This window comes from Pseudomonas sp. 3-2, from assembly GCF_019710535.1.
Classification (GTDB): Bacteria; Pseudomonadota; Gammaproteobacteria; order Pseudomonadales; family Pseudomonadaceae; genus Aquipseudomonas; species Aquipseudomonas pharyngis.
Window position 1 is genome coordinate 5352003 of sequence record NZ_CP081200.1, and the last position, 14382, is coordinate 5366384.

Genomic DNA, 14382 nt, shown 5'->3' on the forward strand with positions numbered 1-14382 from the left:
CTTTTTCAGACCGTGCCCCGTTGGTTTTCGATCAAAACCTTTACTTACCCTAGCCGTTTCCAACAAGAGAGCATGATGGGCGAATTCGATGCCATCCGACCTTACGACGACAGCGAAGTACCTGCGGTACTGGCGCGACTGCTCGGCGACAAGGCGTTTCTAGATATCCTCACCCACTTCCGCTTCCCGCGTTTTGCCGGTGCCTTCGGCTGGATGCTCAAACCACTTATAGCCCATCGGCTGCGTCGTGAGTTTGCCGACGTGACCTCCGTGGCCACTTTGCAGGACAAGGTCGAGTTCTACGTCGACCACACCATCGAGCGCGCCACCGACGGCGTGACCTACACCGGTGTCGAGCAATTCAAGTCCGGCAGCGCTTATCTGTTCATCGCCAACCACCGCGACATCGTGATGGACCCGGCCTTCGTCAACTACGCCGTGTACCACGCCGGCCTGCCGACGCCGCGCATCGCGATTGGCGATAACTTGCTGCAAAAGCCGTTCGTCAGCGACCTGATGCGCTTGAACAAGAGCTTCATCGTGCACCGTTCGATCACCGGGCGCCGCGAGAAAATGGCCGCCTATCAACTGCTGTCGGCGTACATCAACCACTCGATCCGCAACGACTGCGCCTCGATCTGGATCGCCCAGGCCGAGGGCCGGGCCAAGGACGGCGATGACCGTACCGAGTCGGCGATTCTCAAGATGTTCCACATGAGTCGCAAGGACGAGCCGTTCGGCGAAGTCATTCAGTCGCTGAACCTGACCCCGGTGTCGATCAGCTACGAATACGACCCGTGCGACCAGGCCAAGGCCCGCGAGCTGTACATCCGCGCCACCACCGGCACCTACAGCAAGGCGCCGGGCGAGGATGACGTGAGCATCGCCAAGGGCATCACCGGCTACAAGGGCCGGGTGCACGTGAACTTCGCCGCGCCGATCACCGAGCTGTACGAGGACACCAAGCAATTGGCGGTCGAGATGGACAAGCAGATTCTCGGCGGCTACCGGCTGTTCCCGGTGCATTACCTGGCGTATGCGCAATGGGCGGATGCCGATCCGCAGCTGAACGTACCGAAGGCTACCGACGTGTTCGGTGCCGAGGAACTGGCCAAGGCCCAGGAAGAATGGCAGAACCGTCTGGACGCCTGCCCTGAGGAGCATCGTCCGTATCTGGTGCTGCAATATGCGACGCCGGTGCGCAATCAGTACCGGGTCAAGGCTGGCCTGCCGCTGTAAGCGGTTTCGGCAAGAGACAAAAACGGCGCCTTCGGGCGCCGTTCTTCGTTCAGAAGCGGGTACTGATCCACGACACCAGCAGCGCCAGGCCCAGGCAGGCAAAACCGAAGCGGTAGAAGAAGCGGTTCATGCGCAGGGTCGCCCAATCGAGCACCGGTTCCTGATTCGGCTGACTCTGGCGCTGGGCCGCGATACTGGCCATCGCCCGTTGTTCACGGCGACGGGTCGCGTGCAGCAGCCAACTGCCGGGAAAGGCCAACAGCAGGGCGAGCAGATTGATCAGTTTGGCGGGATGGGCGGTAAACAGCGTCATCAAGTGCAGCGACATCACAGACCTCAATCTAAACCGGTATGGCGAGCGCCAGACCGACGACCGCGGCGCGGATTCTACCGGAACCCTCCCCGCCAACCCCAATCTTTACGACAAATAACCCCACAATCGACCGATGGCTGTCCTGTGTCACGGCATCGTCATTTGTTTCAGTCACCCTGCGCGCCTCGAAACCGACACGGAACGCGACATGCTTCACGCTGAAAACCAGGATCGCCTGTACCTCATCTCCCCGTCCGACGAACAGCAGACCCTCGTCGGCAGCCTGGCCTTCAATGTTCAGGACCGCCACTGGCTGGTGTATTGCGCCCTCGGCGGCCATCAGCATGCGGACTTGCCCGAGACTGATTTGCTGACCGGCGTCAGCGTTCTCGACTTCTATTCACAAGCCGCCTGAACGAAAAAGCCCGGAGCCATCACTGGCCCCGGGCTTTTTCACAGCAACCGAATACTTACTCGGCGAGGACCTGACCCACGGTCGGATCCTTGAACAGACGGGTCAGTGCATCGCTCAGCACATCGCTGACCAGTTTGGTGTTGGTTTCCTGGTTCGGCGCCATACCGAAACGCTGGTCCAGCGAGGCACCGTAACGGCCGCTGTAACGACGGTTGGCGTTCTGCACGTCGGAGCGGAAGGTGGCGCCGATGGTGGCTTCGGTCACGTACATGCCTTCTTTGGGCGACTGGTATTTCAGTTCGGCCAGGGTCACGGTCAGTTGCGGTGCATTGGGCGCGTTGTTGGTCGGGGTGAACCCGAGCAGACGCACGGCGGCTTCAGCCTGGGCTTGCAGCTTCGGCAGGATCTGCTCGCGCTGCACGGTGATGGCGCTGGTTTCCGGGTACAGGCCGCCACGGGTGCCGAGGGTTGGCGACGAACGACCGTCGACCACGCGGACCACGACAGGCTGGCCATGGCCGACCGGTGCCAGCTGAGTGGTCAGCTTCGGTTCCGGGCTCAGTTGTTGCGGGCTGTGGGCGCAGCCAACCAGGGTCAAACTGGTCACAGTGATCAAACCGAACAACAGGCGTTGCAACATGCTCTTCTCTCCAGAATCAGGCACAGACAGGCCGGCAGTATAGCGGTGGGCCACTGTGGGTCACCAGCACTGAAATCTCTGACAAAACCCGCTGCCAGCGGTTCCTGTCACACATTCGTCACCCCCCATACACGTGCGCGTCACGGCCCTTTGCCAATCTTCCTCACAGATCCCCAAAAGGAGCACTGCCATGCGCTATCTGATCTCGTTGTTCGCCCCACGCCCACTGCACCGCAGCTTCGCCCTGCTCGACCGCAACGGCCATTGCCAGGCCTTCAAGCAATGCAGCCTGCAACCGATGGGTGATGGCTGGGTGGAAATCGAGGAAATCCGTCTCAACTGGCTGCACCAGCCACTGCCCGCCAGCGCCCGGGTCGAACAGCAGCGCCCACGCGCACGGGCTCAGGCGATGTTGAGCATCTGACCGGATGCCTAATAAAAGTCATTAAACTCGACCAACTCCGCGCATTTCTTCGATACAATCTCCCCCCGATTATAAGGACGTCTCCTGATCGGGCCCCGCAACAGCGTCAATGCGCTTGCATTGGCATCCAAATCGCCCACAGAGAGCCGCCCACACAGATCGAGTGAAGCTGGCGTGCTTGCTGTTTCCCTGGCAAATCCCGCTTTTCGCGAATCTGCAGAGCTGTCATGACGCTCGGCCACTGAGTTGTTTGCCCCTCCGGGCACGGTGCCAGCCCCGGACAGCCCTTTTTGAGGTTCACGTCTTCAAAAGAGCGTGAAAAAAACGGGTTTTCACAACTTCACAAGAGTGTGGCGAGCAAATGAATAGTTTTGCGTCTGAACATGCACCATTAGCGTCTGAAACAGCCCAACGACACAGGAACGGGAACGCCTCGACTACCGGAGCCTGAAGCCTGTCCGCTACGGATTTGGTTGCACAAACGGATGTCTCGACCATAAGTCGAATTGCCAGCCCCGTGCCGAAATGAGTTCATGGGACTCTTGAAGCCAGGCCGCACGCATCCGTCGAAGTTGCGAAAAATTGCGAAGATTCGGACATGGCACACCTGACCAAGGATACCCGGGGCCTCACTGACCTGCCCTGGACGCCTGGCAGCCATGCCGACAATTTGGTGCTGCAGATTTTGGAGACGCGTTAAATGGCGCATAACGAAGCAGTCGACGTAGTTCTGGTTGGGGCCGGCATCATGAGTGCCACCCTTGCAGTACTGCTCAAGGAACTCGACCCGGCGATCAAGCTGGAAGTCGTCGAGCTGATGGATTCCGGTGCCGCGGAGAGTTCCAACCCATGGAACAACGCCGGTACCGGCCACGCCGGCCTGTGCGAGCTGAACTACACGCCGCAGGCTGCCGACGGCACCGTCGACATCAAGAAGGCCGTGCACATCAATACCCAGTTCGAGGTGTCGAAGCAGTTCTGGTCGTACCTGACCAAGAAGGGCACGTTCGGCTCGTGCAAATCCTTTATCAGCCCGGTGCCGCACCTGAGTTACGTCGAGGGTGAGAAAGGCGTGTCGTTCCTCAAGGAACGTTTCAATACGCTGCGCAAGCACCACGCCTTCGCCGACATGGAATACACCGAAGACAAGGCGAAGATGACCGAGTGGATGCCGCTGATGATGCCGGGTCGTCCAAAAGACCAGGTACTCGCCGCCACCCGCGTGATCAACGGCACCGACGTCAACTTCGGCGCCCTGACCAATCAGTTGCTCAAGCACCTGACCAGCGCCCCCGATGCCCAGGTCAAGTACTGCAAGCGCGTGACCGGCCTCAAGCGTAACGGCAATGGCTGGACCGTCAGCATCAAGGACGTCAACAGCGGCAGCAGCCGTGAAGTCGACGCCAAGTTCGTGTTCCTCGGCGCCGGTGGCGCGGCCCTGCCGCTGCTGCAGGCTTCGGGCATCGAAGAAAGCAAAGGCTTCGGCGGCTTCCCGATCAGCGGCCAGTGGCTGCGTTGCGACAACCCGGAAGTGGTCAAGCATCACCAGGCCAAGGTTTACAGCCAGGCCGCCGTGGGTTCGCCTCCGATGTCGGTACCGCACCTGGACACCCGCGTGGTCGACGGCAAGAAATCCCTGCTGTTCGGGCCATACGCCGGCTTCACCACCAAGTTCCTCAAGCATGGCTCCTTCATGGACCTGCCGCTGTCGGTTCGCGCCGGCAACATCGGGCCGATGCTGGCCGTGGCGAAAAACAACATGGACCTGACCAAGTACCTGGTCAGCGAAGTGATGCAGTCGATGGAACAGCGCCTGGAATCCCTGCGCCGTTTCTACCCCGAGGCGAAAGCCGAAGACTGGCGCCTGGAAGTGGCCGGTCAACGGGTGCAGATCATCAAGAAAGACCCGAAAAAGGGCGGCATCCTGCAGTTCGGTACCGAACTGGTGGCCGCGAAGGACGGCTCCCTCGCCGCCCTGCTCGGTGCTTCGCCGGGTGCTTCGGTGACCGTTTCGATCATGCTGGAACTGATCGAGAAGTGCTTCCCGGCCAAGGCCAAGGGTGAATGGGCTGCCAAACTGGCGGAAATCTTCCCGGCCCGTGAAAAGGTCCTGGAAACCGACGCTGCGCTGTATCGCAAGATCAACACGCAGAACAACGTCGCGCTGGAACTGGTTGAAGCCAGCAACGAGACCGAAAGCTACGCCTGATTCGGCTCCATGAAAAACGCCCCGCACTCGATGAGTGCGGGGCGTTTTTTTATGCCTGTGGAAAACTTCGGGCGATCAGCCGCGTGCTTTCTCGATCAGCTCGATGTATTCCGCAGCGTTGCGTTGATCGCGGATCTGGTCGATGAAAGTCTTGCCGTGCTCGTCCTTGCCATCGAGGTCATAACCGGCTTCGACGAAGAACGTCAGGAAGCGTTCGAAATCGTCGATGCGCAGGCCACGGTAAGCCTTGACCAGTTTGTGCAGCGACGGCGAGGTGGTGTCGACCGGCTCAAAATCGAGGAACAGCTTGATCTGCTCATCGCCGATCTCGTCACCAATCACTTGCTTCTTATCTTTACGCATTGCCGACTCCAGCTCGCAGACATTTCACGGGGCGGGCAGTTTACCCCTGCGCAGGCACAAGGCTCAACGCGAGCGCGTGCTGCCGGTGTGCAAATCGGCCCAGATGTGGCCGTTGGCGTAACTGAGAAATTGCACGTAGACCGTATCGTTGCGCAACAGATCGATCACCACCCGGTACTGGGCCAGCGGGTAGTAGAGCGTCAGGGTCTTGCTCTTGTCGTCATACACCGGTTTTTTCAGGCTTTTGCTTTCGCCATCGAAGTTGACCAGCACCTGATTGATCGTCGCCCCTTTGTTCAGGGACTTGCCTTTGAGGCGGATCATCAACGAAGAGGTGACCGGAATCGGCTGCTGATTGGACTGGCGCTGAGCGCCGACCACCACGGAATAATCGGTGACCTGCAACAGTTGCTGCTGCTCGGGATCGGCATCACGCAGGGTCAGGTCGTCCGGCGGCAGGAATTGACTGTGCATCGGGGCGGCGGCCAGGGGCAGGCTGAGGGTCAGCAACAGGGCGGCGCAGCTGCGGATCAAGAGGCTCATGACAGACTCCGGAAGGCGGGGCCGAGCACTCTAGCATGGGTGTACACAAGTGGATCAGCACACCGAAAACAACTGTGGGAGCGGGCTTGCTCCCACATTGAGATCCGGGCGCGGCTTACATGCCTTTGACGGCGAAGATCCCGTTAGCGTTGCGCCAGTAGCCTTTGTAGTCCATGCCGTAGCCGAAGATGTAACGGTCGATGCACGGCAGACCGACGAAATCGGCTTTCAGGTCAGGACGGGCCTTGCGGTCGTGGTCCTTGTCGATCAGCACGGCGGTGTGCACTTTGCGCGCGCCGGCGTGACGGCAGAAGTCGATGATCGCGCCCAGGGTGTGCCCTTCGTCGAGAATGTCGTCGATGATCAGCACGTCGCGGTCGATGAACGAGACTTCCGGCTTGGCTTTCCAGAACAGGTCGCCGCCGCTGGTTTCGTTGCGATAGCGGGTGGCGTGCAGGTAGGACGCTTCCAGCGGGAACTGCAGATGGGTCAGCAGTTTGCCGGAGAAGATCAGGCCGCCGTTCATCACGCAGAACACCACCGGGTTGCTGTCGGCCAGTTGTTCGTTGATTTGTGCACCGACGCGGGCAATGGCAGCCTCGACTTCAGCTTCGGTGTACAGGCAGTCAGCCTCTCGCATGATTTGACGGATATGCTCGAGATCAGCGGACATGGCGCTCTCCAAGGGGGGTCTGTTTCGGAAAAGCGGGCAAAGGTACGCATCCCGCACGGCCGAATCAAGCATTTGTGGACTAACGTACTGTATGTCCTATAGGACATCACCGTTGGATAGATTAATCTAGGCCGGTTTTTTTGCCCGCCGCCGGAGCCTTTCCCCATGTCCATCCAAGAGATCCGCCATCCGCTGATCCGTCACAAACTTGGCCTTATGCGCCGTGCAGACATCAGCACCAAGAATTTCCGCGAACTCGCGCAGGAAGTCGGTGCCCTGTTGACCTATGAAGCGACCAAAGACCTGCCGTTGGAAACCTACGATATCGAAGGTTGGTGCGGCACTGTGTCGGTCGAGAAAATCGCCGGCAAGAAAATTACCGTCGTGCCGATCCTGCGTGCCGGCATCGGCATGCTCGAAGGCGTGCTCAGCCTGATCCCGGGCGCCAAGGTCAGCGCCGTCGGCGTTGCCCGTAACGAAGAAACCCTGCAGGCCCACACCTACCTGGAAAAACTGGTTCCGGAAATCGACGAACGCCTGGCGATGATCATCGACCCGATGCTCGCCACCGGCAGCTCCATGGTCGCAACCATCGACCTGCTGAAGAAAGCCGGTTGCAAGGACATCCGCGCGATGGTGCTGGTTGCCGCGCCGGAAGGCATTGCCGCTGTCGAGAAAGCTCACCCGGACGTGATCATCTACACCGCGTCCATTGATCAGAAACTCAACGAGCACGGTTACATCATTCCTGGGCTTGGCGATGCCGGTGACAAGATCTTCGGCACCAAGCAGAAGGACGCGTAAGCATGCAGCAAGAGTTCAACGATCCGCTCTGGCGCACGGTGCTGTCCGGCGCACAGATGCTGTTCGTGGCTTTCGGCGCCCTGGTGCTGATGCCACTGATCACGGGCCTTGACCCGAACGTGGCACTGTTTACCGCAGGTCTGGGAACGATCCTGTTCCAGATCGTCACCGGGCGTCAGGTGCCGGTATTCCTGGCGTCGAGCTTCGCTTTCATCACCCCGATCATTCTCGCCAAGGGCCAGTTCGGCCTCGCCGCGACCATGGGCGGCGTGATGGCGGCCGGTTTCGTCTACACCTTCCTCGGCCTGGCCGTGAAGATCAAAGGCACCGGGTTCATTGACCGTTTGCTGCCGCCGGTGGTGATCGGTCCTGTGATCATTTCCATCGGTCTGGCCATGGCGCCGATTGCCGCGAACATGGCGATGGGCAAGGCCGGCGACGGTTCGGAACTGATCCATTACCAGACCGCCATGATGATCTCGATGCCGGCGCTGCTGACCACGTTGATCGTGGCGGTGTTCGGCAAGGGCATTTTCCGTCTGGTGCCGATCATTTCCGGCGTGCTGGTGGGTTTTGCCCTGTCCTTCTACTTCGGCGTGGTCGACACGGCAAAAATTGCCGCGGCACCGTGGTTCGCCTTGCCGGCCTTCACCGCACCGGAGTTCAACTGGCAGGCAATCCTGTTCATCGTCCCGGTAGCTTTGGCCCCGGCCATCGAACACATCGGCGGCGTGATTGCCGTCGGCAGCGTGACGGGTCGCGACTACCTGAAGAAGCCGGGCCTGCATCGCACCCTGCTCGGTGACGGTATCGCCACCACGGCAGCCGGCCTGTTCGGCGGTCCGCCCAACACGACCTACGCGGAAGTGACCGGCGCGGTGATGCTGACCAAGAACTACAACCCGAAAATCATGACCTGGGCGGCGATCTTCGCCATCAGCCTGGCGTTCATCGGCAAGTTCGGCGCCCTGCTGCAAAGTATTCCAGTGCCGGTGATGGGCGGGATTCTGTGTCTGCTGTTCGGTTCGATCGCGGCAGTGGGGATGAACACCCTGATCCGTCACAAGATCGACCTGGGCGAAGCGCGCAATCTGGTGATCGTTTCGGTAACCCTGGTGTTCGGTATCGGCGGTGTGCTGGTCGGCACCGGCACAGGTCCGGACGACTTCGGTCTCAAAGGCATCGCGCTGTGCGCGGTGGTGGCGATTGCGCTTAACCTGCTGCTGCCGGGCAATGACGGCTGGAAGCAGAAAAAGGCGGATGAGCCGCTGATCTAAACTTTTAGATCTTCATCGCCTGACAGTCAGCCTTCGCGAGCGAGCCCGCTCCCACATTGAAATGCAATCAAATGTGGGAGCGGGCTTGCTCGCGAAGCTTTTGGCTCTTACTAGAGGGCCAGTGGCGCCCGTTCACAAAGTGTTGCCAACGCCTTCGCCCATTGAGGGTCGTCATTCAGGCACGGCACCAGCACCAACTCCTCGCCCCCTGCCTCACAAAACTGTTCCTTGCCGCGATCGCCGATCTCTTCCAGGGTCTCGATGCAATCGGCGACGAACGCCGGGCACATCACCAGAATCTTCTTCACGCCGCTTTTGGCCAGTTCATCCAGCAGCGCTTCGGTGTAGGGCTCGATCCATTTCGCCCGGCCCAGCCGCGACTGAAACGACACCGACCACTTGCCGTCCGGCAGCCCCATGCGTTCTGCGAACAACGCCGCTGTGCGCAGGCATTGGGCGCGATAACAGGTGGCCAATACGGCAGCCGAGGCGTTCTTGCAGCAATCTTCATTTTTGAAGCAATGATTGCCGGTCGGGTCGAGCTTGGTCAGGTGCCGCTCAGGCAAACCATGGAAGCTCAGCAACAGGTGATCGTAATCCTGCTGCAAATGCGGTTTGGCGCTGGCCACCAGGGCGTCGAGATATTCCGGCTGATCGTAGAACGGCTGCAACACCGACAGTTGCACATCGAGTTTTTTCTCGCGCACCACCCGCTTGGCTTCTTCGATCACGGTGGTGGTGGTGCTGTCGGCGAATTGTGGATAAAGCGGCGCGAGGGTGATGCGTTTGTGTCCCGCCGCGACCAGTTTCAGCAGATTTGTCTCGATGGACGGCTCACCGTAACGCATGGCCAGCTCCACCGGGCCGTGGGTCCACTGCGCCTTCATCTGCTGTTGCAGGCGACGACTGAGTACCACCAGCGGCGACCCTTCGTCCCACCAGATCGAGGCGTAGGCATGGGCCGACTGCTCCGGGCGCTTGATCAGAATCAGCGACACCAGCAGACGCCGCACCGGCCACGGCAGGTCGATCACGTACGGGTCCATCAGGAATTGATTGAGATAGCGGCGCACGTCGGCCACCGAAGTGGAGGCCGGCGAACCCAGGTTGACCAGAAGCAAGGCGTGATCGGTCATGCAACGTCCTATTTCAGAGGCGGCTGGAAAGATCGTCCAGGGCCGCGCGTAAATCCGTGAACCGGAAAGTGAATCCCGCTTCCAGCAAGCGTTTGGGCGTGGCCCGTTGGCCACCCAGCAACAGCAATGACATCTCGCCGAGCCCGACCTTCAAGGCGAGGGCCGGCATCGGCATGAACGCCGGGCGGTGCAACACGCTGCCCAGGGTCTTGGCGAATTCGCGATTGCGCACAGGTTTCGGCGCGCACGCATTATAAGGACCGCTCGCCTGATCGCGGTGCAGAAGAAAATCAATCAGGGCGATTTGGTCATCGATATGAATCCACGGCATCCACTGCCGACCGTTGCCCAAAGGCCCGCCCAGCCCGAGCTTGAACGGCAGCAGCAGGCGCGACAAAAAGCCGCCCTCGGCCGACAGCACCAGCCCGGTGCGCACCAGCACCACGCGAATGTCCATCGCTTCGGCGCGTTGCGCGGTTTCCTCCCAGGCGATGCATAACTGGCTGGCGAAATCGTCAATCACCGGTGGCGAGTCCTCGGTCAACTCGCGTTCGCCGCCGTCACCGTACCAACCCACGGCCGAGCCCGAGATCAGCAGCGACGGTTTCTGCCCGCGATGTTCCAGCCACGCCAGCAACGCTTCGGTCAGCGTAATCCGACTGCTCCACAACAACGCCTTGCGCCGATGGGTCCACGGCCGGTCGGCAATCGGCGCGCCGGCCAGGTTGACAATCACGTCGACCGGTTCGTCGCCAAGGTCCTCCAGACGCGCAATGCCACGCACCTGGGCGCCACAGATTTTCGCGACTTTTTCTGGACGACGACTCCAGACCGTCAGGCGATGCCCCTGTGCGGACCAGTGCCGGCAAAGCTGACGTCCGATCAATCCAGTACCGCCGGTCAGCAATATGTGCATGACTTCTTCCTCGCGTGGCGTTTTACCCCGATCACTAGTCTATTTTTATAAACAGGGATCTTTTCTATCGGGCAGGCTCTATTGTTTAACCATAGGCCAAGCTGTCAGAACAAGAACGCTGGAAGTTATACCAAAAAACATAATTGTACAGGTTTCATCCACGGCGTAGTCTGTACAGAAAGGTAAACGAGGCCCCTATGACTGTACCTATCGCAATCATTGGCACCGGCATCGCCGGACTCTCCGCCGCCCAGGCGCTGACAGATGCCGGGCATACCGTTCAGTTGTTCGATAAAAGTCGCGGCAGCGGCGGGCGCATGTCGAGCAAGCGCAGCGATGCCGGTTCGCTGGACATGGGCGCGCAATACTTCACCGCCCGTGATCGGCGCTTCGTGACCGAAGTCCAGCGCTGGCAAAGCAAAGGCTGGGTCGCCGAATGGGCACCGCAGCTCTACACCTTTCATGGCGGGCAGTTGAACCTGTCGCCGGACGAACAGACCCGCTGGGTCGGTACGCCACGCATGAGCGCCATCACCCGGGGCCTGCTCGATGGCCTGGAAGTGCATTTCGCCTGCCGGATCACCGAGGTCTATCGCGGCGAAGAACACTGGCACCTGCAAGATGCCGAAGGTTTCACCCACGGGCCGTTCAGCCACGTGGTGGTCGCCACACCGGCGCCTCAGGCTACAGCCCTGCTGGCCTCCGCACCGAAACTCGCCGGTGCCGCCGCCGGCGTGAAAATGGACCCGACCTGGGCCGTCGCCCTCGCCTTCGATACACCGCTGGATACGCCAATCGAAGGCTGCTTCGTCCAGGACAGCGCCCTCGACTGGCTGGCCCGCAACCGCAGCAAACCGGGACGCGACACCACGTGCGACACCTGGGTCCTGCACGCCACCAGTGCCTGGAGCCGGCAGCACATCGATCTGCCCAAGGAAGCGGTGATCGAACAATTGCACGGTGCCTTCGCCGAATTGCTGCACAGCGCCATGCCGGCCCCGACCTTCAGCCTCGCCCACCGCTGGCTCTATGCCCGGCCGGCCAGCAGTCATGAATGGGGCACCCTGGCCGACGCCGATCTGGGCCTGTATGCCTGTGGCGACTGGTGCCTGTCGGGTCGGGTCGAAGGGGCATGGCTCAGTGGCCAGGAGGCGGCAAGACGCTTGCACGAACACCTGCAGTGAATCGCATCAACCCGCGCAAATTGCTGCTGTCGAAATGGACAGCAGCCCACCCGCAAAACCGCGAAAAGCATTTTCTGGTGACCGAACTGTTCCGCGACGAGGACGGCACGGTGCTGGAAATCGAATTGCAGGCGGTGCTGACCCGGCGTACTGAGCAATGCGACTGGCATGCCCTGCAGGATGATTCACGCTGGAAAATGGGCTGGCGCTAAAAACCTCAAAAAAACTTATACAAAAAGTTTGACTTGTACACCCATAAATCTATGCTGAAAGCATGGTGTACAAATCTATTTGTCTGTACAGGTTCAGATTCGAGGTTGCTGCATGTCCGACTCATCGACGTCCCTACCGAAAATCGCCATCAGCGCCTGCCTGATGGGCGCCGAAGTGCGCTACAACGGCGGGCACAAGGAATCGCGGCTGTGCAGCCGCACCCTGGCCGAGCATTTCGAATTCGTTCCCGTCTGTCCTGAAGTAGCGATTGGTCTGGGGATTCCCCGCGAGCCGATTCGGCTGGTGGGCGATCCGCAAAAGCCTGATGCAGTCGGCACCGTCAATCCGTCGATCAACGTCACCCAGCCATTGGCCGCCTACGGCGAGAAAATGGCCGGGGAGCTCAATGACATCTGCGGCTACATCTTCATGCAGCAATCGCCGTCCTGCGGACTTGAGCGAGTCAAGGTCTACCACGCCAACGGCGCACCGGTGAATGGTGGTGGGCGTGGCATCTACGCCGAGGCGTTCTGTGCACAGCACCCGGATCTGCCGGTGGAAGAAGCCGGGCGTCTCAACGATCCGGTGCTGCGGGAGAATTTCATCACCCGCGTGCTCGCCTACCGCGAATGGCAACAAGTGCTCAAGCAGGGCCTGAGCCGCCGCGTGCTCACCGAATTCCACTCGCGCTACAAATACCTGCTGATGGCGCACAACCCGGTGCAATACAAGGCGCTGGGCAATCTGCTGGGCAACATGGGCCAGACCGACCCGGCCGAGCTGGGCCCGCGCTATTTCAGCGAACTGATGGCGGCACTGAAAAAATGCGCCACCCGCCGTACCCACAGCAACGTCCTGCAGCACATCAGTGGCTACCTGAAACAGGCGATCAGCCCCGAAGACAAACAGGAAGTGCAGCACATCATCGGCCAGTACCGGCACGGCATCGTGCCGCTGGTGGTGCCGCTGACGCTGCTCAAGCATCACTTTCGCCTCCACCCGGATCCCTACATTGCGCAGCAGGTGTACCTGCAACCGCATCCGGAAAACCTCAGCCTGCGAAACGCCATTTGATGAACGACTCACCCGACACCAGCGCCCGGGAAGACCTCGGCGCCGACTTCAAGAAAGCCCTCGACGAGGGCTGGCTGCCGATCCGCGAAGTCGCCCGTCAGACCGGCGTGAACGCCGTCACCCTGCGCGCCTGGGAACGGCGCTATGGGCTGATCGTTCCGCAGCGCACGCCCAAGGGCCATCGCTTGTACAACGCTGAGCATGTGCAACGTATCCAGAACATCCTTACCTGGCTCAACCGTGGCGTAGCGGTCAGCCAGGTCAAACCGCTGCTCGACACCGCGCAGACGTTCAACGAACCGGCGCAGGACGAATGGCATCCGCTGCGCCAGGCCGCCCTGCTGGCGGTCACCCACATGAACGAGCGCAGCCTCGACGACGGCATCAACCAGGCGATGGCGCTGTATCCGCCACGCACTCTGTGCGAGCAATTGCTGCTGCCGCTACTAAGCGATCTTGAACAGCGCTGGCAGGGCCAGTTCGGCGCGCAGATGGAGCGGGTGTTCTTTTATGCCTGGTTGCGCAGCAAATTCGGCGCACGCATCTACCATAACAATCGTCAGTTGCGCACCGCGCCGCTGCTGCTGATTAACCAGTCGGACCTGCCACTGGAGCCGCATCTGTGGCTCTGCGCCTGGCTGATCAGCAGCGCCGATTGCCCGGTGCAGGTATTCGATTGGCCGCTGCCGGCCGGCGAACTGGCGTTGGCAACCGATACCCTGAAAGCCCGTGGCGTACTGCTGTATTCCAGCAAAGCCCTGAACCTGGCGCAGCTACCGAAACTGTTCAACGGTGTCAGCTGCCCGAAACTGATTGTCGGACCAACGGTGTGTATTCACCACGCCGAGTTGTCCGCAAAGACTTCCGAACTCGCTGATCTGTTCCTGGCCGAAGCCCCCCTTTCGGCACATCGGGCACTCATTGAGCGTGGGTTGATTTAATGATTCCGACAGAGACCG

Annotated in this window: 17 protein-coding genes; 10 read left to right on the forward strand and 7 right to left on the reverse strand. The window is 60.4% G+C overall.

Features of this window, described 5'->3' with window-relative positions; genetic code table 11:
- Nucleotides 1–75: 75 nt before the first annotated feature.
- The gene (locus tag K3819_RS24220) at nucleotides 76–1239 is read left to right on the forward strand and encodes a 1-acyl-sn-glycerol-3-phosphate acyltransferase (RefSeq protein WP_221398081.1); all 1164 of its coding nucleotides are present in this window, start codon (nucleotides 76–78) and stop codon (nucleotides 1237–1239) included.
- A 49-nt stretch (nucleotides 1240–1288) separates the two neighbouring features.
- Here the strand turns inward: K3819_RS24220 and K3819_RS24225 are convergent, their stop codons facing one another.
- Nucleotides 1289–1567, reverse strand: coding sequence for a hypothetical protein (locus K3819_RS24225; RefSeq protein WP_007951673.1), 279 nt, complete (start codon nucleotides 1565–1567; stop codon nucleotides 1289–1291).
- 193 nt (nucleotides 1568–1760) lie between these two features.
- Between K3819_RS24225 and K3819_RS24230 the strand changes: the two genes are divergently transcribed.
- A complete protein-coding gene (locus K3819_RS24230) occupies nucleotides 1761–1967 on the forward strand; it encodes a hypothetical protein (protein ID WP_039766399.1) in 207 nt (68 codons plus the stop codon).
- A 55-nt stretch (nucleotides 1968–2022) separates the two neighbouring features.
- Here K3819_RS24230 and K3819_RS24235 read toward each other — a convergent pair whose 3' ends face one another.
- Entirely contained in the window at nucleotides 2023–2607 is a 585-nt protein-coding gene (locus K3819_RS24235; protein WP_221398082.1) for a YajG family lipoprotein, read from the reverse strand.
- A gap of 190 nt (nucleotides 2608–2797) precedes the next feature.
- On the opposite strand from K3819_RS24235, the gene K3819_RS24240 reads away from it, so the two are divergent.
- A complete protein-coding gene (locus K3819_RS24240) occupies nucleotides 2798–3031 on the forward strand; it encodes a hypothetical protein (protein ID WP_039766297.1) in 234 nt (77 codons plus the stop codon).
- Between the two features lie 700 nt (nucleotides 3032–3731).
- On the forward strand, nucleotides 3732–5240 hold the full coding sequence (gene mqo, locus K3819_RS24245; RefSeq protein ID WP_102687540.1) for a malate dehydrogenase (quinone): 1509 nt from the start codon (nucleotides 3732–3734) through the stop codon (nucleotides 5238–5240).
- A gap of 75 nt (nucleotides 5241–5315) precedes the next feature.
- Here the strand turns inward: mqo and K3819_RS24250 are convergent, their stop codons facing one another.
- The 3 genes from K3819_RS24250 to K3819_RS24260 form a co-directional block, all read right to left on the reverse strand.
- The gene (locus tag K3819_RS24250) at nucleotides 5316–5603 is read right to left on the reverse strand and encodes a PA4642 family protein (RefSeq protein ID WP_221398083.1); all 288 of its coding nucleotides are present in this window, start codon (nucleotides 5601–5603) and stop codon (nucleotides 5316–5318) included.
- A 63-nt stretch (nucleotides 5604–5666) separates the two neighbouring features.
- On the reverse strand, nucleotides 5667–6146 hold the full coding sequence (locus tag K3819_RS24255) for a hypothetical protein (RefSeq protein ID WP_085613387.1): 480 nt from the start codon (nucleotides 6144–6146) through the stop codon (nucleotides 5667–5669).
- A gap of 115 nt (nucleotides 6147–6261) precedes the next feature.
- Nucleotides 6262–6819, reverse strand: a complete 558-nt coding sequence (locus K3819_RS24260) for a hypoxanthine-guanine phosphoribosyltransferase (protein WP_007951681.1) — start codon at nucleotides 6817–6819, stop codon at nucleotides 6262–6264.
- A 165-nt stretch (nucleotides 6820–6984) separates the two neighbouring features.
- Here K3819_RS24260 and upp point away from each other — a divergent pair, with 165 nt between their 5' ends.
- Both upp and K3819_RS24270 read left to right on the forward strand, forming a co-directional pair.
- Nucleotides 6985–7623: a uracil phosphoribosyltransferase gene (gene upp / locus K3819_RS24265; RefSeq protein WP_007951682.1), complete on the forward strand. Its 639-nt coding sequence runs from the start codon at nucleotides 6985–6987 to the stop codon at nucleotides 7621–7623.
- Between the two features lie 2 nt (nucleotides 7624–7625).
- On the forward strand, nucleotides 7626–8900 hold the full coding sequence (locus K3819_RS24270) for a uracil-xanthine permease family protein (RefSeq protein ID WP_039766305.1): 1275 nt from the start codon (nucleotides 7626–7628) through the stop codon (nucleotides 8898–8900).
- A gap of 110 nt (nucleotides 8901–9010) precedes the next feature.
- Here the strand turns inward: K3819_RS24270 and hemH are convergent, their stop codons facing one another.
- Both hemH and K3819_RS24280 read right to left on the reverse strand, forming a co-directional pair.
- A complete protein-coding gene (gene hemH / locus K3819_RS24275) occupies nucleotides 9011–10036 on the reverse strand; it encodes a ferrochelatase (RefSeq protein ID WP_221398084.1) in 1026 nt (341 codons plus the stop codon).
- Nucleotides 10037–10049: 13 nt separating this feature from the next.
- Nucleotides 10050–10952 carry a TIGR01777 family oxidoreductase gene (locus tag K3819_RS24280; RefSeq protein WP_039766308.1) on the reverse strand — a complete coding sequence of 301 codons (903 nt, stop codon included), beginning with the start codon at nucleotides 10950–10952 and terminating at the stop codon, nucleotides 10050–10052.
- Nucleotides 10953–11149: 197 nt separating this feature from the next.
- On the opposite strand from K3819_RS24280, the gene K3819_RS24285 reads away from it, so the two are divergent.
- The 4 genes from K3819_RS24285 (at nucleotide 11150) to K3819_RS24300 (ending at nucleotide 14364) form a co-directional block, all read left to right on the forward strand.
- Complete coding sequence (locus K3819_RS24285; RefSeq protein WP_039766309.1) at nucleotides 11150–12136, forward strand: NAD(P)/FAD-dependent oxidoreductase; 987 nt, start codon at nucleotides 11150–11152, stop codon at nucleotides 12134–12136.
- Nucleotides 12133–12348 carry a TIGR02450 family Trp-rich protein gene (locus K3819_RS24290; RefSeq protein WP_039766311.1) on the forward strand — a complete coding sequence of 72 codons (216 nt, stop codon included), beginning with the start codon at nucleotides 12133–12135 and terminating at the stop codon, nucleotides 12346–12348. Before K3819_RS24285 ends, K3819_RS24290 begins: the two co-directional genes overlap by 4 nt.
- Nucleotides 12349–12460: 112 nt before the next feature.
- Nucleotides 12461–13423, forward strand: a complete 963-nt coding sequence (locus K3819_RS24295; protein WP_039766312.1) for a DUF523 and DUF1722 domain-containing protein — start codon at nucleotides 12461–12463, stop codon at nucleotides 13421–13423.
- Nucleotides 13423–14364 (forward strand): MerR family transcriptional regulator, encoded by a 942-nt coding sequence (locus K3819_RS24300; RefSeq protein ID WP_221398085.1) that lies wholly within the window; start codon nucleotides 13423–13425, stop codon nucleotides 14362–14364. The genes K3819_RS24295 and K3819_RS24300 overlap by 1 nt, the downstream gene beginning before the upstream one ends.
- The last annotated feature ends 18 nt before the right edge of the window (nucleotides 14365–14382 follow it).